Genomic DNA, 26,279 nt, shown 5'->3' with positions numbered 1-26,279 from the left:
GGAACTGACATGCTGAGATTCAATCGTCGTGCCGCGCTGGCGCTTGGGGTGGCGCTGTTGTCGACGGCGGGCCTGCCCGCGCTGGCGCAGGACTATCCGTCCAAGCCGGTAACGCTGGTCGTGTCCTATGCGGCCGGGGGTGGTACCGATGCGATTGCACGCGTCTTTGCTTCGCGGCTCGAAAAGGCGCTGAACGGCCGCGTAATCGTGGAAAACCGTCCTGGTGCGGCCGCGAACATCGGGACCGAGGTGGTCGCAAGCGCCGAACCCGATGGCTACACCTTGCTGGTGGGCAATCAGGGGCCGATGGCGGTGAACCCGCATATCTTCAACCTGAAACACGACCCAGCCGAAGCGCTGGACCCGATCGCCATGATCGCCGATGCCTCACTCGTGGTGGTGGTCGGTCCGCGCCTGCCAGTCAAGTCCTTGGCCGAGCTTCTTGAAAAGGCCAAGGCGGGCGAGTTGGTTTATGGTTCGGCCGGCAACGCCTCGGCCAGCCACGTTGCCACGCTGCTTCTGGGCCAGACGGCGGGGATCGAGCTGAAGCACGTTCCCTACAAGGGCGCGGGTCCGGCGGTGAATGATCTGGTCGGTGGCCATATCGACTTCATGGTCACGACCATTCCGTCGGTCATCGGCCTCGTCGGTGACGGCACGCTGACCGCGCTGGCGGTGACCGGCTCCGAGCGCTTCGCCGAACTGCCCGACGTTCCGACCGTCGCCGAGTCCGGCCTGCCGACCTATACCGCCTCGGCATGGTATGGCCTGCTGGGACCCAAGGGCCTGCCGCAGGGCGTACGCGACAAGCTGGCCAGCGCCACGGCCGAGACGCTCGCGGATCCCGAATTCATCGCCAAGCTGAAGAACGATGGTGGCGTGCCCTCGACCCTCTCGGGGCAGGCCTTCGCGGACTTCATGGCCTCGGAACGTGCCCGCTGGGGTGAGGTCGTCAAGGCCGCCGACATCAAGGTGGAGTGACGTAGATGAGCCACGAGGTCACCAACCCGCCTCCGCCACGACCTTTGATCGGCCGCGAACGGCTGGCCGGGCTCTGCCTCGTGGCTTTCGGGCTCTTTGCCCTCTATGCCAGCGCCGATCTTCCCTTCTTCACCGAAGGGGGGGTCGGGTCAGGCCTGCTGCCGCGCGCCCTGTCGGTACTGATCATTCTTCTGGGAATTGTGCAGTTGGCGATCTGCTGGCGCGAGCCTCCGGAATCAACGGGCAGCTGGCCGATCCGCGACATGGTTCCGGTGCTGGTCGGGATCTTCCTCTTTGCCCTGACGATCCGCGGCTTTGACTTTGGGTCGTTCAAGATCCCGGTGCTGGGAATGGCGGTTGCGACGCCGCTGGCGATCTTCTGCTCGGGCATGGCGGCAAAGGATGCGCGTCTGGTGGAGCTTCTGATCTTCACGGTCGTGCTGTCTGCGCTCTGCATTGCCTTGTTCCGTTTCGCGCTCGGGCTTTCGCTGCCTGTTGCGCCCTGGCTGATCGGATACTGACATGATGGACATGCTGTACAATCTGGGGCTGGGCTTTGCCGTCGCGCTCACCCTCAAGAACGTGTTTTTCTGCTTTGTCGGCTGCCTGATCGGTACGCTTGTGGGTGTGCTTCCCGGTGTTGGCCCGGTGGCGACCATCTCGATCTTGCTGCCTGTCACGCTGGCGCTGGACCCGACCGGTGCCTTGATCATGCTGGCCGGGATTTACTACGGGGCGCAATATGGCGGCTCGACCACGGCCATTCTGGTGAACATCCCCGGCGAGGCTACGGCCGTTGTGACCGCGATTGACGGGCACGAGATGGCCAAGCGCGGGCAGGCCGGACTGGCACTCGGGCTTGCCGCCATCGGATCGTTCATCGCCGGGACTTTTGCCACCATCGTCATTGCGGCGCTTGGGGTTCCGATGACCAAGCTTGGCCTGCTCTTTGGTCCGGCAGAGTATTTCTCGCTGATGGTCATGGGCCTCGTGTTCGCAGTGGTGCTGGCGCATGGGTCGCTGACCAAGGCAGTGGCGATGATCCTCGTGGGCGTGCTTCTGTCCTGCGTCGGGGCGGACATGGAAACCGGGCGCGAACGGATGACCTTTGGCCTGCATATGCTGACCGACGGGATTGAGTTCGTGGTGCTGGCGATGGGCGTCTTCGGCTTTGGCGAGATCTTCAAGAATTTGGCCGACCCAGAAAAGCGTGATCTGGTGAAGGGTTCGATCGGGCGGCTCTGGCCCAGCCTGCGCGACCTGCGCGAAAACATGGGCGCTATCCTGCGCGGTACGGGTATCGGTGCGGTGCTGGGTGTGCTTCCAGGCAATGGCGCGATCCTCGGTCCATTCGCCAGCTATGCGATGGAAAAGCGGCTATCGAAGCGCCCGCAGGACTTTGGCACTGGCGTTTCGCAGGCGGTTGCAGGGCCGGAATCGGCGAACAATGCCGGCGCGCAGACCTCGTTCATTCCCTTGATGACGCTGGGCCTGCCACCCAATGCGGTGATGGCGCTGATGGTGGGTGCCATGATGATCCAGGGTATTGTTCCCGGCCCGCAGGTGATCGAGCGCAATCCTGAACTGTTCTGGGGGCTTATCGCCAGCATGTGGATCGGTAACCTGATGCTGGTTATCATAAACCTGCCCCTTATCGGCCTCTGGGTGAAGCTGCTGCAGGTGCCTTACCGGCTGCTCTTCCCGGCGATTGTCGCCTTCTGCTGCATTGGTCTCTTCTCGATCTCGAACGAGCCGGCGCAGGTGATGATGGCTGGTGCGATGGGTTTGGTGGGTTTTGCGCTGTGGAAGCTGCAGTTCGAGGCCGCGCCGCTGGCTCTTGGCTTTGTGCTGGGCCGGCTTCTGGAAGAAAAGCTGCGTCAGGCGTTGATCATCTCGGACGGCAGCATGACCACCTTTGTCACCTCGCCGCTGTCGGCCTTCCTGCTGGCCATCGGGGCCGTCGCCCTGCTCGTCGCGGTGCTGCCGTCGATCCGCAAATCGCGCGACGACGTGTTCAAGGACGCCTGATCCGTCCCTCCGACCTGGCCGCGTACTGACCCGCGGCCGGGTCGCCCCCCTCTCCCCCAAAAATCTCATAGCCAACGGAGGAACCTGATGCAGGTGACCGGAATGCTCACGGGTGCGCGTCTGCTGGCCCATGTCGGATTTCCCACATCGGAGATCCTTGGCCCCGACGCGACAGAGGATCAGATCCAGGGACTGATTGATCGACACGGCCTGATCTTCATCAAGCCTCTGTTTCGGGGTGGCGTGGGGAAAAAGGGCAAGGCCGGGCTGATTGGCCGCGCCCGCGATCTCGGCACCGCACTGGCCGAAAAGGAGCGTCTCTACTTTGCCGAGCACCGCCACGGCAATGCGGTCGCCAAAGCCAATGGCGTAACCTTCGAGGCGGGTGTCCCAGCAGAACACGAGGTCTATTTCGCGATCACCGACGATACGCGCTTTCGTGCCCCGACGATGACACTGACACATCGCGGTGGGGTGGATATCGAGGAGCTCGACAAGTCCGAGATCGCGAGCGTTCCGTTTGACGCATTGACGGGGATGAAGGCCTTTGTCGTCGCCAATGCCCTGACCGAGATCGGTGCCCCGCGAGAGATCATCTCGCCCCTGACGCAGCATCTGCCGAAACTGTGGGAGCTGATGCACCACTATGGGATGACGACGCTGGAGCTGAACCCGATCCGCATGATGCCGGGGCGTGATGGCCGCCTGACGCCCATCGCCTGCGACCTCAAATGCGGGTTTGACAGAGACGACCCGCGTGTGGGCCGGCTGGGCCTGCCGGATTATCTGTTTGCTGCCGACATTTCCGAGTTCGAGCAAGAGGTGAACCAGCTGCGCACCCATCAGGGGCAGTCGGATGTCTTCGTCATCAACGAAAAAGGCACTATCCTTGCGCCAACCTTTGGCGGCGGGGCCAACAGTCTGGTGACCGAGGTTCTGGGCGATGTCGCCATCATCTCCTCGGACTTCGGGGGCAACCCGCCCTATGAAAAGATGAAGGCCGTCGCCTCGATCTGCTACCGGCATTTCCTGAAGCAGACCAATGTCCTTTTCATCATTGGTGGCAAGTCGAACAACACCGACATTCTGGAAACCTTCCGGGGCATGGGGGATGCGCTGCGAGAGCACTTTGCCCGGCACGGACCCGTGCCGCTCTATGTCGTGGTTGGGCGTGGCGGGCCGAACTTGGTGCGCGGCATGGGTAACCTTGCCGATACGCTGGACAGCCTTGGCGTGCCCTACCGCTTTTTCGGCTTTGACAGCGCAATTTCCGAAGTGGTCAACCATGCCAAGCAGGTCGACCAATGGATGCGCGGCGGTGGGCGGGCCGAGATTGCCCGCGCGATGAACATCAGCGTCTGACAGGGGGACTTGCCATGTATCGTCAAGGGGTCGCGGATTTTCCGTATTTTCTGGGCATTGATCGTCTGGACCAGATCGCAACGCCCGATGACCGGGTTTGCGTGCTGAACATTCTGGGTGGCGAAAGCCGCACGGTCACGCCGGTCAGCCACGCATTCTCGGGTGGCAATGTGGTTTTCGGCACTTCGCCCGGCCGGTCAGGTCAGGTTCTGAAGACACCGACGGGCGACATTCCGGTGTTCAACACCGTGCTTGAAGGGCTGAAGGCCGGGTACCGTTTCAACACCGGGGTCGTCTATCTGCCGCCTTCGGGCGTGCGTGATGGCGTGGCCGAGTTGATCCGTGTGAACCCGGATCTGCGCAAGATCGTCATCATCACCGAAAAGATCGCAGTGCATGACGCGCGCGAGATCCGGGCGATGGCGCAGACCTCGGGCATCGATATCGTCGGCGGCAACTGCCTTGGTGTTGCCGACAGCTGGTCACGTGTGCGCATTGGCGGCGCGCTTGGCGGAGATCATCCTGAGGAGTCGCTCATCAAGGGCTCGGTCGCCGTGTTCTCGAACTCGGGCGGGTTCACGACCACCATCGCGCAATATATGGCGACGGCTGGATGGGGCACGACGACGCTGATCTCGTCAGGCAAGGATGTGTACATCCAGTATGGCGCGCGCGACTTTGCCCACGCCTTCGGCAATGATCCCCGATCGCGTGCGGCGGTGCTCTATGTCGAGCCGGGCGGATATTACGAACGGGGCATCGAATGGTCCAAGCCCGTGGTTGCCTGTGTGGTGGGCCGCTGGAAATCGCGGCTGACACGCGCCGTAGGCCATGCCGGGGCGATGGCAGGCTCGGGGGACAGTGCCGAGGACAAGGAGCGCTGGTTCATGGAGGCGTTCGGAGTAAGCGGCATATTCACCCCCGCAACTCCGCATGTTTCGGTCAAGGGTGCTCTGGTGACGAACATCGCCGACATTCCGGCGGCACTGACGGCTGTGATGGCGCTGAACGGGGACTCGCCCGATTTTTCGCCGCGTGGGTCGCTTAAGCTGAAGCCATGGATCGCGAACGATCAGGGGCTGCAGCTTCCCTCCGAAATCGCACTGCCGGTGGTGACCGCGCCTTCCCCGTACGACCAGCAGATCGCCGGACTCTCTCAACAGATCGGCGCTGTCATTGCTCGGCAGGGGATGAAGGACAAATCAGGCGCCAGCGTCATGGATGCCCAGACTCAGGTCACCAGCGTGCATGGCCACACCGTGCTCGATCTGGCACTGCAACCGCTTGAGGCGATGTTTGCCCTGCCGCTCGTCCACGAAATTGCCGATGCCAATGATCGAGCGCTGCTTGACGTGGCTGTAGCGGCCGAAGTCAATCTGGTGGGGGATCCGATCCTTGTCGCGACTGATGCCGCGCGCGCGGCGGGCAATGCCCCCAATGCGATCATGGCGGTCGCCGCAGGCATCACCGGTCCGCGCCGGCTGGAGCGGGCATTGGCCTGCGCGCAGGCGCTGATCGAGCCTTTCGCCAGGTCCGGCTTGCGGGATGGCCGCGACGAAGGCTTCGACCTGTCCAAGATCCAGGTGGATGACGAGACGCGCCGGTTGTTCCTTGCCACCGCTGATGAGGCTGACGATCCACGACCCGAGGCTATGCTAGATGCGATTGCCGCCCGTGGCGGCCGGTCAGTCTTTCTGAACTTCCTGCAGGGTCTGGGCGCCCGCGTCTCCCGCGACGCGATCCTTGCCGCAATTACCACGACGATTGCCTGGGGCCCACTGGTGCGCAAGCGGATCAGCAGACTGACGGCCGAGACGCTGCCCTGGTATCTGCGGCTTTACGGCGTGATGGTGGGGGCGACGATACCCGGCCAGCATCACCAATCCGGCAGCCTCTGGGGTATTCCCCGCGCCGAGCGGTTTCAGGATTGGACAATGGCCGATCTCTGCTGTCTGGCAATGACCGGCAAGCGGCCAGCCCCGAACGAAGCGCTCTACATCCAGATCCTTATCGGGCTTCTGATCTCTAACGGCCCCGGTGCAATCTCGGCACAGGGCGCCAAGGGCGCGGTGGCCGCCGACGGCCCCCAGACACCCGAGCGGGTGCAGATCAACAAGGCGATGATGGGCTTTCTGACTCATTCGGGCTACAGCCACGGCGGAAACGGGTTTGAGGGCATGGCTTTCCTTCTGGACCAGTTCCGCGACAGCGGGCTGACAGATCCAGCCAACCCGAACCACGGGCTTGATCTGAGGGCGATGGCCCGACGCTTTGCTGTTGCCTATAAGGCCGAAAAGCGCCACGCCAAAGAACTTGGGCAAGAGGTGCGCGCCCTTCCCGGCGTCCACCATCCGGTCTTCAAGGGCAAGCCCGAGAACTTTGACCCGCGCGAACGCTTTATCGCGCGGTTCATGGAGGAACGGGGCGAATACAACGTCTTCCACGATTTCTACCGTCATCTGGTGCGCGAGATGTTCGAGGTGGGCGCCTCTCCCTATGTCTTCTGCGTGAATGTCGATGCGATCATCGCGGCCTTGCTTCTGTCTGTTCTGTGGAAGGATTATCAGTCCGGGGCGCTGACCTCGCGCGATCTGGAAACCGCGGCTTTTACTGTGTTCCTTTTCGGTCGCATGATCGGGGCAGCCGCCGAAATCGACGATCATCTGAACAGGGGACGCAACATGGATACCCGAACGCCCGCATCCGCTTGTGGCCATGTCCTCTGATCAGCAAGCGGAATAGCCCGTCATCCGTACCATCGCCATGCCCGCCGACACCAACCCATCGGGCGATATATTTGATGGCTGGCTGATGGCACAGATGGGCCTTGCGGCGGGCAATCTTGCCGCGAGGGTGGCGCGGGGCCGTTCGGCCACCATCGCGGTAGAGGGGATGACCTTCCATAAACCTGTCAAGGTTGGGGATGAGTGTCGCTCGAGGGCGGAGAGTTGCCTTCGGTACAGCGTCGTGTAATCCGGCACGGTCCAGTCCAGACCCACCATCTTAAGCAAGCTGGCCGCCACTCCGGTCGTTTGCCTGAGCGGCAGCTTGAACAGGACCTTGATGGACAGGCAGAACTGGATCGCCGCGTCAGGGAACGCCGGAGGACGACCCGGGCCGCCGTCATGCGGCGCGAGCCAGAGCATCTCCTTGTTAAGCCAAATCAACAGAGACCCGCGCTCGCGAAGCGAAGCAGTGTAGTTGGGCCAGTTGGTCGTGCGGTAGCGGGCGGGTGTCGGTTTGCTCATGCGCCCCGTCTAAACGCATGGATTCACGATGTAATTCCTCGGCAGACAGAGTTGTGCAACAACGCCTTTGCAATACTACGGCGTGCAGGCCCCCGGTCCGGAAATGAAGGCAAGAGAGATTGCACCGCCCCTGCCGTGAAGGCCGTCCAAGACCTTCGCGAAGGCAATGGCCGCCACGGTACCATCCTTGCACTTCCGACATACTCAGGGGGCATCTAGCGCTTTGAGGGGAAAAGTTTGGGGGAAGTGATTTTGCAGATCTACAAATTACAAAATAAAACCAATATATTACATGGATAGATTTGCGGAGATAACGCGACTGCGGTTGAACCTTCTCTGGAGCGAGCCCTATAGGCCTTAGCTCTCATGCCTCCCGAAACGTATGGCATTCGGTAAGCAGGCTGATCGCCCTTTCAAGTCGATCTGGCGTGGGTTGGGGCGGATTGCCCTGTCAATCGGCACGGAAAATTGGCCCCCTATCGGCCCGCAAAGTTGCCCGCCCCTTATGGCGTTGATATCTGGGCCTGAGCCGTCGGAACTGATCACAGAGTGTAGGCGGGTCAGGCCCAGATCGTCAGGCGCGGCTCTTGAAGCGCCATGACTCGTTGCCGGTTTCGATGATCTCGCGGTGATGGGTCAGGCGATCGAGAAGCGCGGTGGTCATCTTGGGATCGCCGAAGACGGTGGGCCATTCGCCGAAAGCGAGGTTGGTTGTGTCGATGACGGAGGTGCGCTCGTAGAGGCGGCTGATCAGGTGGAACAGGAGCTGGCCGCCGGATTGCGCGAAGGGCAGATAGCCAAGCTCGTCGAGGATGACGAAGTCGAGCCGGGTGAGGTAGTCGGCCATCCGGCCTTGCTTGCCGGCGCGGGTTTCGGTCTCGAGCCGGTTCAACAAGTCGACGACGTTGAAGAAGCGGCCGCGGGTGCCGCCCCGGATGAGGGCGCGGGCGATCGCGATGGCGAGGTGGGTCTTGCCGGTTCCTGTGCCGCCGATGAGGACGACATTGCGCTGGTCGGCGACGACGTTGCCGGTGGCCAGGTCCTTGACCAGACCTTCATTGATCGGCGTGCCGGTGAAGCCAAATTGCTTGATATCTTTGGCCAGTGGGAGTTTGGCGATGGTCATCTGATAGCGGATGGATCTGGCCTGTTTCTCGGCGATCTCGGACTGCAGCAGGTCGCCGACGATGCGGGGCGGTTCATGCCGGCGCTTGATGCCACTGGCCATGACCTCGTCATAGGCACTGCGCATTCCGTAGAGCTTCAGCGTCCCCATCAGGTCGAGGATTTGGGTGCGTTCCATGTCGGCTTGTCCTCCTGAGGCTGTCGTAGCGCGCGCAGTCGGCCACGGGTTCGTGGGTCAGGCACAGGGTTGCGGGGGTGAGAAGAAGGGCGGCTGGAGTGGGATCGCGGCTGCGGCAAGAATATTGATCACAATCGGCGCCGAGTGGACGCCCTGATCGAGCGCTTCGCGACAGGCGGCCTCGACTGCCTGCAAACCATCATCGGGCACGCAGCTCAAGATCTGAACCATCTGTCGATCGCCATCGTCGCTGCCCTTCAGCTTGCGCCGGATCGCGGCCATCGCCGGAGGCAGCACCCAGTCCTTGAACGGGGCTCCGTTACGCAATGCCCCGGGTTTGCGTTCTAGAACAGGCACATAGTGCCATGGATTGTAGACTGTCTGGCCACGTCCAAAGGCGCGCGCATTTTCGCAGACGATGGCGCCGTTCTGGAGAATGACGATCCGATCAGCATGGGCATGCACTTCGACCGGACGACCGACTGCAGTCGCCAGAACAGAGTATTTGTTGCTGTCAAACCGCACGGTGCAGGTCTTTGAGACGGAGGCGGGCACGCTGTGGAAGCCGTCGAAACGCCCGGCATACGGCACGAGGTGCTGACATTCTTCCTCGAATACTGCCCAGATGGTCCGGTCTGCTTGCTCTGGATGGCGATGCGCCTTGGCGTGGGCCACACATTTGTCGAGCAGCCAGGCGTTCAGCTCGTCCAAGCTCTTCACTCGCAGGCGCGGCGTGAAGAACCGTTCCCGCCTGGTTTTCGACCTGCCCCTTCTCCCAACCGGACGCCGGGGTGCAGGGCCGTTCATTGTGGCGCCATTGGTTCAAGCCCAATGGACGGCGGTTGGACCAGGTAATGGCTGCACATCTGCAGAAAGCGGCGGTTGGAGGGGCGTTCCTTGCCGATGAAGACCGCTTCGACCGCCGTCTTCATATTATCGTAGATGCCGCGCGTGCAGGTGCCGCGAAAGAAGGCGAAGGCGCGGTCATGGGCGTCGAAGACCATCTCTTGGCTCTCACGCATGTAGGCACGGGCGAACATCATCCGGCTGTGGCAAAGCCGGACATGCGCCACCTTCACGGTCACCGTGACGCCCGAGATCAGCACAACCTCCTGGCTCCAATCGAAATGGTAGGCCTCGCCCGGCTCGTAGGAAAGCGGGACATAGGCTTCGGCCGTCGCCGCGCCCCGGCTCTGCGACCAGCTCCGGGCGAAACGCCGGACAGCATCGTAGCCCCCCCTCGTAGCCGAGGGCGCGCAGTTCTTCGAATATCCGTATCAGGGTCAGCCGCTCTCGGGACGGATTGCCCGCGTTCGCCGACAGAAACCGATCCAGATGATCCTGCCATGGTCCGATCCGCGGCATCGGCTGATGCGTCCGCTCATAGCTGAAATCCGTCACATCGGACCGCAGAATCTTCCGGACTGTATTCCGAGAGACGTGCAACTCGCGCACGATCTTCTTCAACGAGAAGCGCTGCACATAGAAGGCCCGCCGGACTCGTACAATCGTATCCACCCGCTTCAACTCCCCCTCCGTCCGCTGACCCGCAGCGAACGGTCTGACGAAACATCAGGGGGGTCAAAATTGGGCGCCGACACCCCCGACAACGGGGGGCAAAGTTGCATGCAGAAACACACTTCTGGGCCTTGGCGCGTGATGACCGGCCGTGGGGCGGCACATCTCCACCGGGCGTGGCCTTCACCTATGCCCCCTGGTCGGGGCGGGCAGCATGCCGAACGGATCCTGCAGGGCTTTTGCGGGATCCTGCAGGGTGAGGAGGGCCAGCAAACAGTCCGGGGGACTGTTTGCCCGACGACCGGCTATGCCGAATACAACCGCCTGATCGCACCAGACCGGATCGGTCCGGACATCCAGCTCGCGCATTGCTGGGCGCACGCGCGCCGCAAGCTGATCGAGACCACGCTCCCGAAGCCGAGGCGCTGCGCAGCCCCGCCGAAATCATCGAATCCATTCTGGCCCGCGATGCCGAGACGGTGGGTAAGCGATTTCGTCGCCACGACAATGTCAGTCGGTGAGAAAGTAGTCGATCGGCGTCGGTGTATAAGCCAGCTCCTCGAGCGGGGCGCTGCTTTCCCATGGGCAATCGGCAATCCCCATCCGCACCCCCCGCAGTGGCGCAAGATCAGAGGCGCGGCACTCCGGCTGTTCGGGCGCCCCCTGGCAGACAAGTTCCAGCAGCCGCGCTGCCCGCACCAGGGGGCAACGCAGCGCGCTTTCGGCAATGGCCCCCCGCTGCTGGTCGGGCTTGTCTGGGCGGGCGCGCAGATCGCTGGCCTTGTAAAAGCGTTCCAGCAGGTTGCGGGTATGTTCGGACATCACCCCAAGCGCGTAATTGCTGTAATGCACACGGTTCTGCCAGAATTTCTCGATATGTGCCGTATCCGGGTCACCCGCGCGGGCGTCTGTCAGCACCTGACCCAGATCCCAGGTATCGGCCTGGAACTGCCCAAGCAGCAGCGACCGCCGCCACATCGCCTCCAACGCGGAATCGTTGAGTTCGGGTGCTGGCGCATCTGACGGCATCGCCGCCCACGTCGCGATCCACTGATCCACCCCATAGCGTACACGGTCGCGCAGCAAATCGGAATCGTCGGGGCTGTCCTGTAGACGCTTTTCGGCTAGCTTGTCCTGTGCGAGGTTCATTTCACGCACGAAGTCCGGCTGATCGAACAGGAAGCCAATCATCGCGGTGGTATATTTGGACTGCCTTGATGTTGTCAGGCTTTGCCGATGCAGGCGCATCGCCTCGGTTGCGGCATTTGGGCGGTCGCTCCATTCCCTCAGATAGGCCCGCAAGCGCAGGTGATCGAGCTGCGGTTCCGTCAGCTTTTCCAGTTGCGCCAAAGCCTCGACGTACAACGGGCCTTGGATCTCGAGGCCAAGAACGGCCTGAACCTTGCACAGCTCGGGGGTATAGCCCGGGACCTGTGGGGCGTAGCGCTCGCAGACCTGCATCACCTGCTCCACGCTGCCGCCCCAGCGGGGATCTGCGGTATCCAGTGCGAGCTCCAGGGCATGTTGATCTGGCGCGATCTGCAACAGCGACTCGATCTGCGGGATTGGGTCACGCTGGTCGACTTTCGCGCGTTTGAGCTTTAGCGAGGCATCCAGCGCCGGCGCGAAGTCGGGCGCGGAGCCGAGGGCAGTGTCCACCGCAGCGGCGGCGAGCATCATCTCTCCCTGGAATGCTGCAAGTGCCTCGCCCGAGGTCTCCCGCACAAGATTGGTGCCGCGCAGCAGAAAGGCCCGGTGGATGTGCGACCATGCCCGCGCTGTGGCGGCATAGGCCGAATCCGGGGCGGCCTTCTGCCAGCCCTCCACCTGTTGAAGTCGCGCGTGGTTTGCGGTGGCGAACAACGTGCTGTAGACTGTGCGCATGGGCGTGAAATCGCGCGCCTTCAACGCTGCCTGATGCGCGGCGACGAATTGCGCCTCAAGCGCGGCGTGATCGCCCGCATCCAGCAGAGAACGGATCGTATCGGCGCTGAACTCCGCATCATCTGCCCGCACGACGGAGGATAAGGCCGCAACCACTGCCAGAATCATCAGGAAGAATCGCATCGCCGCCCCCGCTCCAATCATCGGCGGCAGCATTGCTGCATAGCTTGGCGGAAATGGGGCGAACTCGCGCAATCTCCACCAGGTTGCTGAAGACGTCGGGCTCGACCTAGTTTGCGGAACAAGATTCAACTTTGGTGCGACACGGCGAAGTGGATAATGCGCAGGACTTGTCCTGCACCCATCAAGTGGTCCGGGTTGAATGTTAGTGCATGGGTGGCCTTGGGTCCATCGGGGGATGGTTTCCGGCGCTGGGGAACGGCAGCTTAAGGCGCTGTGTGGCCTGACGGTGTTGTAGTGGCGTCGCGATTTCTCGATCAGGATTTGGGCTTCGCGCATGGGATCGAAGACCTCTCTGTTGAGCAGGTCATCGCGGAAACGGGCGTTGAAGCTCTCGCAGCGTGAGCCAGGCTCGATGTAGGCGGTCTTTGCGCCGACTGCTGCGATCCAGACGCGAACCTTCTCGGCGATGAATTCTGCGCCATTGTCAGACATTACGAACTTGGGCGGGCCGCGCAGAATGAAGAGGTCGGTCAGGGCATCGACGACGTCGGTGGAATTAAGTCTGCGTTTGACGCGGATTACGAGCGCCTCCTTCGTGAACTCATCAATGATGTTGAGGGTGCGGAACACCTTGCCGTCGTAAGTCCGGTCCTGAACGAAGACGCAGGATCAGACAAGGTTGGGATGTTCGGGACGCAGGATCCGTCGTTCAGCCAGAGCCGGCTCTTCTTCGCCTGCTGTTGTGGAACTTTGAGCCCCTCGCGTCGCCAGATCCGCTCGACCCGCATGTGATTCACGTGCCAGCCGGCGTTGTTCAGCAGCCCGGTGATCATCCGTTAGCCATAGCGCCCGAACTCTCGGGCCAAGGCGATGATGTCCTCGGTCGGGCGCGCTTTGTCGGTCGAGCCGCTCGGCACCTTGCGCAGGATCCATCGGTGCTGCCGCACATGGCCGATGCAATGCCTGCGACGCGAAGGGCTCAGAAGTTTCCCCGAACCGCTTAAGTCAGGATCAGCTTGTCCAAGGTCGGATCGGACACGGCGCGCCGCAGTCGCTGGTTCTCGGCCTCAAGCTCCTTCAGCCGCTTCAGCTGATCGCGGCTCATTGCGCCATACTCCTTGCGCGATCGATAATCGGACTGCACCGTCACGCCAATCTGACGAACCGCCTCCTTCACCGACTTGCCCTGCCCCTGCAACACCTCTACCTGCCGCAGCTTCAAGACGATGTCCCCAGGCTGCTCTCGCTTTCCAGCCATCCTCTGGGCCTCCAAAAAATGGGATCATCATAACCCGGTTGGTGGACCACTTCAGTGGGGACACTCCACCGCCAGCACCTCACCTACGTGGTCGATGGCGCGCCAGAGATAGTGCGTAACGCCGTTGATCTTCACGAAAACTTCGTCCAGGTGCCAGCGCCAATGCGGCATGGCGCGCATCCCATCGACGCGCTTGTGCCGGATCGCGGTGGCAAACATCGGGCCAAACCGGTTCCACCAGAACCGCACCGTTTCGTGGCTGACCTCGATACCACGCTCGTGCAAGAGATCCTCGACGTTCCGAAGCGGCAACGGGTAACGGACGTAGAGCATCACGGCCAGGCGGATGACCTCGGGGCTAGTCTTGAAGTAACGAAAGAGGCTGCGACGCGTCATGGCCGGACGCTACCGGGCAGCATTCCTCGCCTCAAGCAAAGTTCTTCTGATAGAACCCGCCCTTTCCTTGGCCTGCTGATCAATCCACTCGGCAGGGCAGCCCGCGGCATCAGACTTGATGGCAATTGGGCAACGCCAGGCATCGATCAGCGTCACTTCGCGGCCCCGCAAACCTGATCAGCGCGAGCCGAGCGGAATCGCGTGATGGTCCGCTCAGCGCCGAGGATCACTGTAACTCACTTCACGAAAGCACGGCCTAGCCCCATGGCACGCTCCACGACGAGGATCACACCAAGGGTCAGCAGGATCAACAGGACCGAGGCCGCCGCTACCATCGGATCGGCTGTGTTGTAGACATAGTCGTACAACTCCACCGGCAACGTGCTGATCCGCGGGCCGGTCAAGAAAAGCGTGATCACCACCTCATCAAATGACACGAGGAAACACAACGCCGCAGCAGCCACGATGCCGGAGGAAAGCATTGGAAGTGTCACCCGGAAAAACACACTTAGCGGCTTTGCCCCAAGGGTCAGTGCGGCTTCCTCGCAAGAACGGTCCTGTGTTGCCAGCGATACTGCAAGGATCCGCAGCGCATAGGGCAAACTTACTACCAGATGGGCCAGAACCAGACCGCGCATCGTGGCCAACAACCCGAATGAGGCAAACACAATCAGGATTGCGAGGCCGAGCACGATGGTTGGCAGCAACAGCGGAGCGGTGAAGACGTTGAACAGCAGATCCCGGCCTTTGAACTCCATCCGCACGATAACCCAGGCGGCGGGGATGCCGATCACCAGCGAAAGTATGGTGACGACGAAGGCCAGGGTCAGGCTCGTCCAGAAGGCCCGCAACATGTCTCGATTGTCAAATAGGGCCTCATACCATCGCAAGGACCATGACGTCGGCGGGAAGCGCAAAACCTCATCACCTGAAAAGGAGATCGGGAATACAAGGATGACTGGGGCGAGGAGATAAATAAACAGCACCGTCACCAGAAGGCCCATCAGCCAGGAAGTCTTGTGGATTTCCATCAAACTCTCCTTAGTCCAGCCGCTTCAGCACGGCCGAGTACGCCACGAGGGCAGCGCCGAAGATAATCAGAACAAGGATCGACAGCGTCGAGGCCAGCGGCCAGTTCAACGTGACAATCGCCTGATCATAGATTTCCGTGGCAAGCAGGAACACGCGCCCGCCACCCATCAGCTTGGGCGTGATGAACGATGACACCGCCAGCACAAAGCAGAGCAGACACCCAAGTGCTATTCCGGGCGCCGTCAACGGCAGGATAACCCGGCGAAAGCACTGCCACGGTGTTGCACCAAGCGTCCGCGCAGCTTCTTCGACTTTCGGATCCAGCCGACCAAACCCAGCCATCAGCGCGAGGATCATGTAGGGCATCAGGATTTCTGTCAGGCCGATGAATACTCCATTGATGTTGAACATTAGTGGCGGCGGGGTGAGCCCGACCGACTTGATCGCTCCGACAACCGGGCCCTCGTCAGACAAAATGGCGATCCAGCCGTAAGTCCGCACGACTGCCGATGTCAGCAAAGGTGAAATCACGAGAACGGTCAGGAACGTCCGCCATGTCCCAGACGACCGATGCAGGTAAAGTGCAATCGGGTAAGAAAGCACCAGCGCGCAGAGTGTAACCCCAAGACTGATCCAGATCGAATTCAGGATCAACTCCAGATAGAAGGGGTCACGCAGAAGTCCCGTCCAGTTCTCCAGCGTCAGTACGTTTTCGATACCACCGCCTGTCGTGGCACGGTTGAACGAGAAACGAGCGAGGTTGAAGATGGGCAACATGAAGCCCACCACATTGATCAGTGCGATTGGCAGAAGCAGTGCAATAGCAACCTGATGGTCACTGAACCTCCGCCGAGATCGGGTTAGGGCGATCGCGGTGGTCATGTTGCTCCTCCGGCGAAGACCATCGTGTCACCTGCTTCCCAGCTGACCGTCACCTCGGCACCCATCAATGGCAAGGCCGTACTGCGACGGGTCGGCTGCTCTACGGTAATTTCGTCTTCGCCAACGCGAACGTTGGCCTGGATGAGATCGCCGACGAAGGTGATCCCCGTTAGCCGACCGCGAAGTGCGTTGTGCCCGGGTGGTACATGCTCATGCGCGGCGAGCAGCGCCACACGATGCGGTCGCATCATGATCTGCACCTGCCCGACCGGCAAAGCGCCCTCTGCCAGAAGCCCCTGCCCCGCAGCGGCCAACCGACCCGAAGGTTCGACAACGCCTGACAGACGATTGGTGCGCCCAACGAATGACGCCACAAAGGGCGTTGCCGGATGTTCATAGATCTCGCCGGGGGTGCCGAACTGTTCGATGTGCCCACCGCGCATCACCACGATCCGGTCGCACATGCTCAGCGCCTCGACCTGGTCATGCGTTACGAATACGGCGGTGATGCCACTTTGCTGCTGCAGGCTGCGGATCTGGACCCGCATTTCGTCACGCAGCTTGGCATCGAGGTTCGACAACGGTTCGTCGAGCAAGAGGATCGAAGGCTCGACGACCAGCGCCCGCGCCAACGCGACCCTTTGCTGCTGGCCGCCCGATAGGGCACGGGGCTTGCGGTCTGACAGGTGCCCGAGCTGCACCATCTCCAGCGCAGTTTCGACCCGCACCCGGATTTCTCGCTTGGCGATCCCACGCATCTCAAGCCCGAAGGCAACATTTTGCGACACGGTCATGTGTGGAAACAGCGCGTAGCTCTGGAACACCAGCCCCATGTCCCGCTCATGAACTGGAAGACGCGTAATGTCGCGCCATCCAACCGATATCCGACCGCGCGACGGCGCAATCAGCCCCGCGATCATGCGGAGTGTCGTCGTTTTTCCGCAGCCGGACGGCCCAAGGAAGGCGACCATCTCACCCCGGCGCACTGCAAGCGACAGCGAGGGGATAACATCCGCCGTTCCAAAAGTCATGCCCACCTCGCTGAGGACCAGATGATCCTCAGCAACCTTGGCAGTGCGGCTCGGCGAGGCAGTCATGTTGCGCTCCAGCATCATATCAACGGCTCAGCGGAATGATGCGACGACGCCATTGCTCGGTGATGCCATCGCGGATCGTTGCGACTTCCAGCCAGTTAATCGGGACCATCTTGTCCATCGCCCCTGCGGCCGTGCGGGAAATTGCTGCATCCGAAATCAGCGGGGCTGCCTTCTGGTTCGTCGGCGCATAGAACATGGTTTCAGTGAAGCGTGCTTGCACTTCGGGGCTCAGGGCATAATCGATGAATGTCTTGGCGGCGTCACCGGCAGGTGCATCCTGAACAAGGCCGATGACATTGATCTGGAACCCGCTGCCCTCTGCAGGCAGGACTACCCCCAGCTTGCCGTCAGACTTGTCAGCATAGACTTGCGCGCGCGCATTCCAGCCAATGCCGATTGCGGCCGTCCCGCTTGAGATCGGCTGATAGACATCGGGACGCGGCTCCCAGGTCTGGACGTTGGGGGCAAGCTCCATCAGCTTCGCGAGTCCCGGCTCCATTCCGTCAAGATAGCTCTCACCGCCCGCCAGTCGGTTTGCAAGGATGGTCAGGGTCGTACCCTGGATGTCCGGGACAGCAGGGATTGAAACTTGCCCCTTGTACTGGGGATCCCACAGCGCTTCCCAAGAAGCGGGTTTGTCCGTCACTTTGTCGGTGTTGTAGAGAAGAACAAGGTTGTCAAAGGTCACGCCAACTGCATTCACCCCGTCCACCTTGGCCTGCGGGTAGAGATCATCGATGTGGCCCGTCACGCTTGCATCAAGAGGGGCAAACAACCCCTCGTCTGTCGCCGCCTTCGCGACAGAGACATCCATGATCATCACGTCAATCTGCGGCGCATCCTTTTGCGCGCGCAGGGTGCCAAGCATCTGCGCCGAATTCGGCATGCCATAGAACTCGACCTCAATTTCGGGATGCGCCTCCATGAATGGTTCGACGACTGCCTTCATATAGTTCTCTTCGAAGATACCCGAGTAAGCGGACAACACGACCGTCTCGGCCTGCCCCATACCAGCCGTCAGCGCCAGAGCCGCAACGCTGCGCGCAAGAGTTCCAGTTTTCATGGAATTCGCCCTCCCTGTTGATTGTCTCGTTTCATGTTCCGCGCTGCGACTCGCAGCGCGGGAAGTATTTGTTCATGCCTCGACCAGCTTTGTCGCACCTGAAATGTCGGGCAATTTCTCGCCCTTGCGCAGACGCTCAAGCAAGACAAGCTCGGCCTCTTGCATTGCAAGCGCCTTGTCGACCGCCCATTCGGCCTGGTTCTGGGAAAGGACGACAACCCCGCTCTCATCCGCAATGACGGCATCTCCCGGATTGACCATCTGACCACCGATGCTCACTGGCACGTTGATCGCCCCTTCGAGGCCAAGGATCTTGGTGGTGATTGGTGCCGGTCCGCGGCACCACATCGGCAATTCCACGCGCCGGATCTCTGAGAAATCGGTCGCTGGACCGTCGATGGCGGCACCGACGATGCCCCCGAGTTTCATCGCATGGGTCACAACCCCGCCCCAGCAGGCATGCTTGGTGTCACCACATCGGTCCACGAGAATGAAGTCGCCAGGACGAACCAACTTGGTCAGGTAGTGCAGAATGGTCGAGTCTGCATGGGGCAGACGAACTGTGACGGCCGTTCCGCCAACGCGTTTTTCCGGAAGGACCGCGCGCAGTTCCCGGTCAAGAAAGCCAGAGTGCAGGAAGTGCCCAATGGTTGCGGTCTCGACACGCTCCATCCGGGAGATAAGCGCCGGTTCGATCTGTTTCGGCATCGGATTGACAGTGAACATCGCGTGTCCCCTCACAGAACGTGGTGGCTGGCGAGTGGTACATCGACGCGCACGGCCTCGACCCGCGCCAGGTCGATAACGGCAGTCGCGGTTCCCTCTCCATCGGAGCACTGGGCGACCATATGCCCCCAGGGATCGATCACCATTGAGTGCCCCCAGCACCATTTCTTGCCGCCAGCATGTGCGCCTGTCTGTCCGACTGCGACCAAGTATGTCTGCGTTTCGATGGCGCGCGCCCGGGCGAGCACTTCCCAATGATCCTTGCCGGTCATCAGCGTGAAGGCTGCCGGCAGAACGATCACGTCGGCGCCCTTGTCACGAAGCGCGCGGAAAAGCTCCGGAAAGCGGATATCATAGCAGATCGCGCAACCAACCGTGGCGTCCCCAACCTTGTAGGTCACGACCTGTTCGCCGCGGCTGATCGTATCCGACTCGCGGTAGGACATGCCACCAGGCACATCGATATCAAATAGATGTATCTTGCGGTATTTCGCAATTTCCGAGCCGTCCGGACCGAAGACGAGGGTGGCGTTGTAATGTCCATTACCCGCCTTTTCGACCATGGTTCCGAGGTGCAGTGTCACCCCCAGTTCCTTCGCCAGAGCCGAGAAGCGTTGATAGGTAGGACCATCGGGGAACACCTCTCCATTGGCGTGGATTGCATCACGCCCCTCGCCAAGAAAGGCAAAATACTCTGGCAGGATCACGAGGTCAGGCTGCTCTACAGCCACGACATTGCGTGTCAGTTCCTCTGCCACATCCAGATTCCGCGACTTGTCATCGGCGGAATTCATCTGGACCATGCTAACTCTCATTCGAGCCTCCTGAGTTTCCTAACCTCAGGCTCACTCCCCGCGCCGTTTTGAGCAAACGACAAATATTTGTTGTGATGCACAAGAAAAAATTATCACCCTTGTGCCTCAAACGCGGCGAGGGCCGCAACTTCCGACAAGGCGGAAGGAATGACGTTGTCACCGTGATCAGCGAAGACCGCGTGCATGGTAAGCGGCGGGAATGGCGGTGTCACATCCAGCAGTTGCAAAGTGCCATTTGCCAGAGCTTGGGCAACTACCGGTTTTGCCACGAGCGCGATGCCCACCCCTTCGATGGCGAGCCGCAAGACGGCCGATAGCGAATTCGAGTTTGATATGGCCGGCTGTCGCAGGCGCAACTCTTCGAACTGTCGCACCAGCCAGATGTGGGGATCGCTGTTTCTGGAGAAGGTGAGAATTGGCAGGTCAACAAGATCTTCAAGCCCAATCTTTCGCCCCCCCAGCCCAAATTTAGGTGCTGCGACCCAAGCGCAATCCATCTGGCCCAGATCTACGCTGCGCAGACCGGGCTCAAGCACCGGGCCCATAAGGAGCGCAAGGTCGATGCGGCGCTCCATGATTTCGCGGGCGATCCCGCGCGACGTATCCACATCAAGGTCAAGCGTCAGACCCGGATACTGTTCACGCACCCGCTCGATGAACTGTGGCAGCCAACTGTGGACAATACTGTCAATTGTTCCGATGCGAACAGTTGCCCGCAGTTGCTCGGACCGGCCAACCGCGACGCGGAACTCCATCGCACTGCGCATAAGGTCCTCGGCGGGTACAATGGCACGCTGCCCTACCGCGGACAGGCGTACACCGCCCGGCATCCTCTCGAACAACTCTTGCCCGAGATCAGCTTCAAGCGAGGCGATCCGGTTCGACACCGCAGCTTGGGTGGTATTCAACCGCTCTGCCGCGGCACGAAAGCTACCAAGACGCGCGACCCAGAGGAATGTCTCGATGAATCGAAGGTTCATATGGCCAAACTGACCGAAGATGCCCGGAAGTGGCAAGGGAGTTCACTGCCAGTTGCTCGATCAGCGACTGTGGAACCGTTTTGCTTGATTGCTAAAGGCGGGATTTGCGGCTCATCTTGGTCCCACACTAAGCTGGAGGTGAGAAAAATTCCCGTTACAGCGAGGGCACTTGCGGCGCAGTTCGTTAGAAACTGTATCTACCCTGGAGCCCGGGGCAGCCCATTTCTGACGCCTGCCGGACGGCCTAGTCGTGTACGTACCGTAGCGAGCAGACTGCGGAAGCCCTAGAAATCCTGGATGCCGCAATTGCGAGACCCGTTCGTTGTTCTTCACCCCGCCACCCTCTCCAGCAGCGCCTTCACATTCGAGACCTGTCACCTCCCGCCACGTCGGGTTCGAATTCCGCTTGCTGTCAGCTCGGCAGCGATGTCGCGGAGCGACTGATGACTGGCGGCACAAATACGCGACAGGTCCAACATGCCGAGACGAAAAGCAGGCCAATGATCGGAAGGCTTTGGTTCATCTTGTCCAATCCGGTGATTGTCGGTTGATCGCCCGATCAAGCGGCCTCGGGCGGTCATTTGCGCTGCATTTGGCTCAGCGATTGGTCTTGCACGGCGAAAGTGCCCACCATCCGACCATGCAGAAGCCGAGCATCACGACGTTTGCGAGAAAGTCGATCAGCATAAGCCTGCTGAAGACTGGCTCTATCAACGTGAACTGGGCGTTGAACCAGAAGAACGGCAAGAGCGCGAGGCCATAGGCGAGGAAGGTCGCCCGTGTGAACCGGCTGAATGTGGCGAAGATGCCAGAGAGAATGGCCTGTGCGCCGAAGCAGCCCATCAGGATCCGCGAGGCCTGGGTGCCGATATAGTGCTCTGGCAAGAAGCCCAAGGCCTCGACCTGACCGGGAAAGAGCAGGCACCAACTGCCAAGGATCAGGAAGGGTGCCGCTATCATGCCTTGCGCCCACTGTGCCGAGCGTTCGGAGCGGACCGTCATAGCCCTTCCTCCTTCAGCCAAGCCCACAAGTCTGCGGGCGCCAGATGCGCGAGATCCTCGGGTAGGCCGACGTCACGCAAAAGGCGCGGCTCGAGCCGGCCAAGATCGCGCGCGGACTGGCGACGCGCCAAGAAGCCCGCAAAGCTGTCCATCAGGGGCCACGCCCCTTTCGACGCGGTCAAGGTCGGGGCGGTAAGAAGTTGGCTTGCCATTTTCAGTTCCTTCTCCATGGGCTCAGTCACTGATGGTAAGGGCCTCGCGGGCCAGTCCCGACAGCTCCATCTCGATACGGCGCCGGACGACGCCGATCCGTGTGAGCGTCGAAAGTGCCGCATTTCGCAGTCGACGACGCAGGGGTGAACGCACCGTAGCCGCGTCTGTCATGCGCCCGGCAAGCCTGAGCACCTGAACCGCCGCCGGTCGACGCAATGCTTCGTACGTCGCGAGGCTTTGCTCCTCCGCGCGGCCCAGAAGAACATCGGCGAGCAGACGACCCAGCGTATAGGCGTCAACGATACCGGTGTTCATACCCTGGCCACCGGCCGGGCTGTGGACGTGGGCTGCGTCGCCGGCGATGAACACCCTCCCCTTCCGGTAGCTGCGCGCCAACCGGTGATGCACATGGAAGCGTGAGGCCCAGGTCACATTGCTCACACGGCCGAGTTTGGGCCTCGTCGGTCCCCGCGTATCGATCAGCGACTGGATCAGCGCCTCATCCGGGCGCTCGGGTGCGGCATCGACCGTCGCCACGATCCGGAACCGTCCGCCCGGTAAAGGTGCAGCGACCATTAACCCGGCAGGCGAGAAAAAGAACGAGACCTCATCCCTTGCCTCGGCCCCAGCGATGTGAACATCAGCAAGGACAAAGGACTCGGCATACTGCTCTCCTTCGAAGGGGATATTGCATGCATTGCGGACCGCGCTGTGCATCCCGTCCGCACCAACGACGTAGCTTGCCGTGACGCGGGCCAACCCATCCGCTGTCTGCAAGTCGACCACGACGCGATCCCCCATATCCGTCATTTCGGTGAAGGTAGCGCCCCAAGCGATACGCACTCCGAGTTCGGCAAGGCGCGCAAGCATGATGGCTTCGGTCCTGTCCTGCCCCAGCATGAGAAGCGATGTGTTCTTGCCGGGCAGGTTCGCAAAACTGAACTTCGCAAGGTCGCGGTCGCGGTCGTGGATCACGAACTTCTGGATCAGGCGCCCCTCGGCCCGCATCGACGCCCCAACGCCCATCCGGTCAAGAATGTCGAGCGTATGGGCGTGGATGACCGCCGCACGCGAGGTCGTCTGATGGGCTGCCGCGCGCTCGACGATCATCGGGCGCAGGCCACGGTCTGCAAGCGTGATGGCAACGGCCATCCCAACCGGGCCGGCACCAACCACGAGTACGTCTGTCTTTTCGTCCAGCATGTCAGCCTCCTTTGGACAGGTCCGGATGTGTCTGAGCATGCCCCCGCCGTTCGCCGCCTCGCTGGCCGCGCCATGAACGTGAAGTCGGTGAAGGAAGCTCGGACGCGTTTCGAATCATAAAGTCAACGATTGTTGATATACATGACGTGCAGGATTTTTGTCAATGACTGTTGATTTTTCCAACCCGGCAGGCGATGGTCCAGACGACCAAAGGAGATATACCCGTGCAGGAACCCCAAAAGCTCAAGAAATCTGATCGCACAAGGCTTGCGATCCTGACCGCCGCAGGTACGCTCTTTGCGCAGAACGGCTTTGACCGCACCACCGTGCGCGATATCGCCGCCGAGGCGGGGGCCGATCCAGCACTGGTCGTGCGCTACTTCGGCGGGAAAGAGGCTCTCTTCGTGCAGTCGGCCGATTTCTCTCTGGGTCTCGAGGCGTTGCCGCCGATCGCCACTTCGGAGTTGGGTCAAACCCTTGCCGGTCACTTTCTGGATGTCTGGGAGGGTGAACGCGCCGGAGGTCTGCCCGTTCTTCTGCGCTCGGCCTCATCGAATGAACTCGCGGCCGAGCGCATGCGCGAAATCTTTGGCAAGCAGGTCGCTCCCTTCCTGCGCACCTATCTGCCCGCCGACCAAATCCCCACACGGGCGGCGCTGATCTCCAGCCTTCTGCTTGGCGTAGCGCTCGGGCGCTATATCCTGAAGCTGCCTCCACTCGTTGCACTGACACGGCAACAGATTGTCAGCTTGATCGGGCAAACCCTGCAGACGCTCGCCTTCGGGGATATCGCAGGGGATAAGGGGGAAACTGCTGTGAGCTGATGAGGGGCCAGCTTCGATGGCTTTGGAGACGTCAGATGCACCTCAGGATTCGCTCGCAGATGCCACCATGTTCCCCGACAGCCCCACCTTCTGATCCTAGAGCACGGCGATTGATTTCTGTGCGGACAAGAACGGCGCGCGCGCACTGCCAAGTCATTTCCAGGGGCTGAGCCGCGTCGTCCCGTGCGATCTAGTCCCGTATTGCGGCAAGTCAGTTTTCCATTCAGATCGCCAGACTTCGATGCGACGTTCTGCGCACACGATGCGCGGCAGCCCGACCGGGCAGGCGCGAGAGTCGCCGTTGCCTTGCAATCCAACGATAGCGACAAGGCGTTGCAGAGTTGCCACCAACGACAGTCCAACCACCCAACGTCACCGTACCCCACCACCCTCTCCAGCAGCGCCTTCACATTCCCCACCGGTAATCCTCTCCATTTTAGCGGGGCACGACCGTAGAACTCACGCGGCCATTTTCAGTTTCATGGCGGGTGTAACGCCGCCGATGCCCATGTTGGGGCTGCTCTGACCCCCGATAACTCCTCCATCTGATGCTAGAGTCCGGCCCAAGGAGAGGACCGGACGATGAAGCGATCGAAGTTCACGGAAGAGCAGATCATCTGCATCCTGCGGGAGCAGGAGGCGGGTGCGAAGACGGCGGAGCTGTGCCGGCGTCACGGGATCAGCAGCGCGACGTTCTACACTTGGAAAGCCAAGTTCGGCGGGATGGAGGTGTCGGACGCGAAGCGGCTGAAGGCGCTGGAAGAGGAGAATGCTCGGCTGAAGCGGCTCTTGGCGGAGTCGCTGCTCGACCAGGCTGCGCTGAAGGACCTCCTGTCGCGAAAGTGGTGACGCCCGCCGCTAGGCGCGAAGCCGTCGCGATCCTCGTGGAGTGCCACGAGATGAGCGAGCGGCGGGCGTGTTCCGTGATCGGCACGGACCGGACCTCGATCCGATACCGCGGCCGACGCCCCGACGATCACGATCTGCGCGAGCGCCTGCGGGCGCGGGCATCCGAGCGGCGCCGGTTCGGCTACCGGCGGCTGCATGTTCTGCTGCGTCGGGAGGGCCATGTCGTGAACCGCAAGAAGACCCAGCGGCTCTACCGAGAGGAGGGCCTGTCGGTGCGCAAGCGACGGGGACGGAAGAAGGCGACGGGCACGCGGGCGCCGCTCCTGACGGTGGCCGCGCCGAACGCGCGCTGGTCGGTCGACTTCGTGCATGACCAGTTCGCCCAGGGGCGGCGGTTCCGGATCTTCAACGTGATCGACGATGTCACGAAAGAATGTCTGGCGGCCGTGGTCGACACCTCGATCTCGGGCCGCCGCGTGGCGCGGGAACTGACGGCGCTGATCGCCCGGCGCGGCAAGCCCGGCCTGATCGTCTCCGACCACGGGACCGAGTTCACCTCCAACGCGATACTGGCCTGGAGCGAGGATACGGGCGTGCCCTGGCACTTCATCGCGCCGGGAAAGCCGATGCAGAACGGGATCTGCGAGGCCTTCAATTCGAAGATGCGCGACGAGCTCTTGAACGAGACGCTGTTCTTCAGCCTCGACCACGCCCGCAGCGTCATCGCCGCCTGGGTGGCCGACTACAACGCTGAAAGGCCTCATTCGGCCTTGGGTTACCAGACCCCCGCGGCCTATGCCGCCCTACTCGCCGCAATGGGCGATCGGCTCCACGAAACGGAAGCGTTCCGCCGTTCGCCCATTGCCCCCTCCGCACAAGCGGGCAATTGTCACCAGCCGGCTCTGGTTTCAGCTGGATGAGCTCCGGGGGGCAGAGCAGTCACGACTGTTTTCCTGTTTTCAACTTCTGTTCAGGAGGCGATGCCTTTCTTTCTTTTCTGTTCCTTCCCGGGGGCGATTGGCCGTTCTCTTCTTTTTTCTGTCCCTAGGAGGAACCGGATGTTTGCGTTCTCCTGCTTTCCATCTTTTCGGTTCTTCCGAACATAGCTCAACGGACAAGAAGCAATCGACAACGGCCCTTCAGGCCATCAAGCGCAGCACGGCCGTTTATACCGCGCACAGGCGGGCCGCGGCCCGTGACAGTTTTTATATATCGCGCTCCTCGGTCACTCGCGCCAGCTCGCGCTTTAGCCATCGGTTCTCCAAACAGCTTCAGCCACTTGTATAGGGAACGCGAACTCACCCCCAAACGCAGGGCAGCCTCGCTGACAAGGTACCCCCGAACCGTGATCTGCTGCTCCAAATCACGCTTGAACTCGTCGCAGTAGTAACTTGTCCCCATCTCGGCCTCCCAGCCTCAAAGCAAGGGGGCA

20 protein-coding genes and 6 pseudogenes are annotated in these 26,279 nt (G+C 61.4%); 9 read left to right on the top strand and 17 right to left on the bottom strand.

What is annotated here, in order from left to right; genetic code table 11:
• Positions 1–9 precede the first annotated feature (9 nt).
• The 5 genes from FQU74_RS18125 to FQU74_RS18105 all read left to right on the top strand — a co-directional run bounded on the left by FQU74_RS18125 (position 10) and on the right by FQU74_RS18105 (position 7,097).
• On the top strand, positions 10–981 hold the full coding sequence (locus tag FQU74_RS18125; RefSeq protein ID WP_146287889.1) for a Bug family tripartite tricarboxylate transporter substrate binding protein: 972 nt from the start codon (positions 10–12) through the stop codon (positions 979–981).
• A 5-nt stretch (positions 982–986) separates the two neighbouring features.
• Positions 987–1,502 carry a tripartite tricarboxylate transporter TctB family protein gene (locus FQU74_RS18120; RefSeq protein ID WP_146287888.1) on the top strand — a complete coding sequence of 172 codons (516 nt, stop codon included), beginning with the start codon at positions 987–989 and terminating at the stop codon, positions 1,500–1,502.
• Between the two features lies 1 nt (position 1,503).
• Positions 1,504–3,009, top strand: a complete 1,506-nt coding sequence (locus FQU74_RS18115; RefSeq protein WP_146287887.1) for a tripartite tricarboxylate transporter permease — start codon at positions 1,504–1,506, stop codon at positions 3,007–3,009.
• Positions 3,010–3,096: 87 nt separating this feature from the next.
• Positions 3,097–4,371, top strand: a complete 1,275-nt coding sequence (locus tag FQU74_RS18110) for an ATP citrate lyase citrate-binding domain-containing protein (RefSeq protein ID WP_146287886.1) — start codon at positions 3,097–3,099, stop codon at positions 4,369–4,371.
• A 14-nt stretch (positions 4,372–4,385) separates the two neighbouring features.
• Positions 4,386–7,097, top strand: a complete 2,712-nt coding sequence (locus FQU74_RS18105) for a CoA-binding protein (RefSeq protein WP_146287885.1) — start codon at positions 4,386–4,388, stop codon at positions 7,095–7,097.
• A 222-nt stretch (positions 7,098–7,319) separates the two neighbouring features.
• On the opposite strand, the pseudogene FQU74_RS18095 reads toward FQU74_RS18105, so the two are convergent.
• The 3 genes and pseudogenes from FQU74_RS18095 to istA all read right to left on the bottom strand — a co-directional run.
• Positions 7,320–7,619, bottom strand: a pseudogene (locus FQU74_RS18095) (transposase); the annotation flags it as partial.
• Positions 7,620–8,193: 574 nt separating this feature from the next.
• Positions 8,194–8,922: an IS21-like element helper ATPase IstB gene (gene istB, locus FQU74_RS18090; RefSeq protein WP_146287884.1), complete on the bottom strand. Its 729-nt coding sequence runs from the start codon at positions 8,920–8,922 to the stop codon at positions 8,194–8,196.
• A pseudogene (istA, locus tag FQU74_RS18085) lies at positions 8,855–10,449 on the bottom strand (IS21 family transposase). Before istA ends, istB begins: the two are co-directional and overlap by 68 nt.
• An 86-nt stretch (positions 10,450–10,535) precedes the next feature.
• Here istA and FQU74_RS18080 point away from each other — a divergent pair.
• Together FQU74_RS18080 and FQU74_RS19515 are read left to right on the top strand one after the other, a co-directional pair.
• Positions 10,536–10,848, top strand: a pseudogene (locus FQU74_RS18080) (IS66 family transposase); the annotation flags it as partial.
• Positions 10,809–10,961 carry a hypothetical protein gene (locus tag FQU74_RS19515; RefSeq protein WP_158635633.1) on the top strand — a complete coding sequence of 51 codons (153 nt, stop codon included), beginning with the start codon at positions 10,809–10,811 and terminating at the stop codon, positions 10,959–10,961. The pseudogene FQU74_RS18080 and the gene FQU74_RS19515, both read left to right, overlap by 40 nt.
• Here the strand turns inward: FQU74_RS19515 and FQU74_RS18075 are convergent.
• The 13 genes and pseudogenes from FQU74_RS18075 to FQU74_RS18010 all read right to left on the bottom strand — a co-directional run bounded on the left by FQU74_RS18075 (position 10,951) and on the right by FQU74_RS18010 (position 23,174).
• Positions 10,951–12,507: a DUF4034 domain-containing protein gene (locus tag FQU74_RS18075; protein ID WP_229704452.1), complete on the bottom strand. Its 1,557-nt coding sequence runs from the start codon at positions 12,505–12,507 to the stop codon at positions 10,951–10,953. The genes FQU74_RS19515 and FQU74_RS18075 overlap by 11 nt on opposite strands.
• Before the next feature lie 234 nt (positions 12,508–12,741).
• Positions 12,742–13,765, bottom strand: a pseudogene (locus FQU74_RS18070) (IS3 family transposase); the annotation flags it as partial.
• 72 nt (positions 13,766–13,837) lie between these two features.
• A pseudogene (locus tag FQU74_RS18065) lies at positions 13,838–14,161 on the bottom strand (IS6 family transposase); the annotation flags it as partial.
• 236 nt (positions 14,162–14,397) lie between these two features.
• Positions 14,398–15,192, bottom strand: coding sequence for an ABC transporter permease (locus FQU74_RS18060; protein WP_146287883.1), 795 nt, complete (start codon positions 15,190–15,192; stop codon positions 14,398–14,400).
• Between the two features lie 10 nt (positions 15,193–15,202).
• Positions 15,203–16,075, bottom strand: a complete 873-nt coding sequence (locus tag FQU74_RS18055) for an ABC transporter permease (protein WP_146287882.1) — start codon at positions 16,073–16,075, stop codon at positions 15,203–15,205.
• Positions 16,072–17,172, bottom strand: a complete 1,101-nt coding sequence (locus FQU74_RS18050; RefSeq protein WP_229704444.1) for an ABC transporter ATP-binding protein — start codon at positions 17,170–17,172, stop codon at positions 16,072–16,074. The genes FQU74_RS18055 and FQU74_RS18050 overlap by 4 nt, the downstream gene beginning before the upstream one ends.
• Positions 17,173–17,191: 19 nt before the next feature.
• Positions 17,192–18,235, bottom strand: coding sequence for an ABC transporter substrate-binding protein (locus tag FQU74_RS18045; protein WP_146287880.1), 1,044 nt, complete (start codon positions 18,233–18,235; stop codon positions 17,192–17,194).
• 72 nt (positions 18,236–18,307) lie between these two features.
• Entirely contained in the window at positions 18,308–18,961 is a 654-nt protein-coding gene (locus tag FQU74_RS18040) for an RraA family protein (RefSeq protein ID WP_146287879.1), read from the bottom strand.
• A gap of 11 nt (positions 18,962–18,972) precedes the next feature.
• The gene (locus tag FQU74_RS18035) at positions 18,973–19,776 is read right to left on the bottom strand and encodes a carbon-nitrogen hydrolase family protein (RefSeq protein WP_146287878.1); all 804 of its coding nucleotides are present in this window, start codon (positions 19,774–19,776) and stop codon (positions 18,973–18,975) included.
• 92 nt (positions 19,777–19,868) lie between these two features.
• Positions 19,869–20,756 (bottom strand): LysR family transcriptional regulator, encoded by an 888-nt coding sequence (locus tag FQU74_RS18030; protein ID WP_146287877.1) that lies wholly within the window; start codon positions 20,754–20,756, stop codon positions 19,869–19,871.
• 597 nt (positions 20,757–21,353) lie between these two features.
• Entirely contained in the window at positions 21,354–21,758 is a 405-nt protein-coding gene (locus FQU74_RS18020; protein WP_146287876.1) for a hypothetical protein, read from the bottom strand.
• Positions 21,755–21,970 (bottom strand): DUF1127 domain-containing protein, encoded by a 216-nt coding sequence (locus FQU74_RS19335; RefSeq protein WP_158635632.1) that lies wholly within the window; start codon positions 21,968–21,970, stop codon positions 21,755–21,757. Before FQU74_RS19335 ends, FQU74_RS18020 begins: the two co-directional genes overlap by 4 nt.
• 22 nt (positions 21,971–21,992) lie before the next feature.
• Complete coding sequence (locus FQU74_RS18010; RefSeq protein ID WP_158635631.1) at positions 21,993–23,174, bottom strand: FAD-dependent oxidoreductase; 1,182 nt, start codon at positions 23,172–23,174, stop codon at positions 21,993–21,995.
• Positions 23,175–23,398: 224 nt separating this feature from the next.
• On the opposite strand from FQU74_RS18010, the gene FQU74_RS18005 reads away from it, so the two are divergent.
• Both FQU74_RS18005 and FQU74_RS18000 read left to right on the top strand, forming a co-directional pair.
• On the top strand, positions 23,399–23,998 hold the full coding sequence (locus FQU74_RS18005) for a TetR/AcrR family transcriptional regulator (protein ID WP_206665058.1): 600 nt from the start codon (positions 23,399–23,401) through the stop codon (positions 23,996–23,998).
• Between the two features lie 582 nt (positions 23,999–24,580).
• A protein-coding gene (locus FQU74_RS18000; RefSeq protein ID WP_146287841.1) for an IS3 family transposase occupies positions 24,581–25,767 on the top strand; the annotation gives its coding sequence in 2 pieces (ribosomal slippage) (positions 24,581–24,842 and positions 24,842–25,767; 1,188 coding nt in all).
• A gap of 288 nt (positions 25,768–26,055) precedes the next feature.
• Here FQU74_RS18000 and FQU74_RS19660 read toward each other — a convergent pair.
• Positions 26,056–26,248 (bottom strand): annotated as a pseudogene (locus FQU74_RS19660) (transposase); the annotation flags it as partial.
• Positions 26,249–26,279 lie beyond the last annotated feature (31 nt).

The sequence above is a fragment of the Gemmobacter aquaticus genome (assembly GCF_007859075.1).
Taxonomy (GTDB): domain Bacteria; phylum Pseudomonadota; class Alphaproteobacteria; order Rhodobacterales; family Rhodobacteraceae; genus Gemmobacter; species Gemmobacter aquaticus.
The sequence above is the reverse complement of the archived record's forward strand: the minus strand, read 5'-3'. Positions and strand labels throughout refer to the sequence as shown.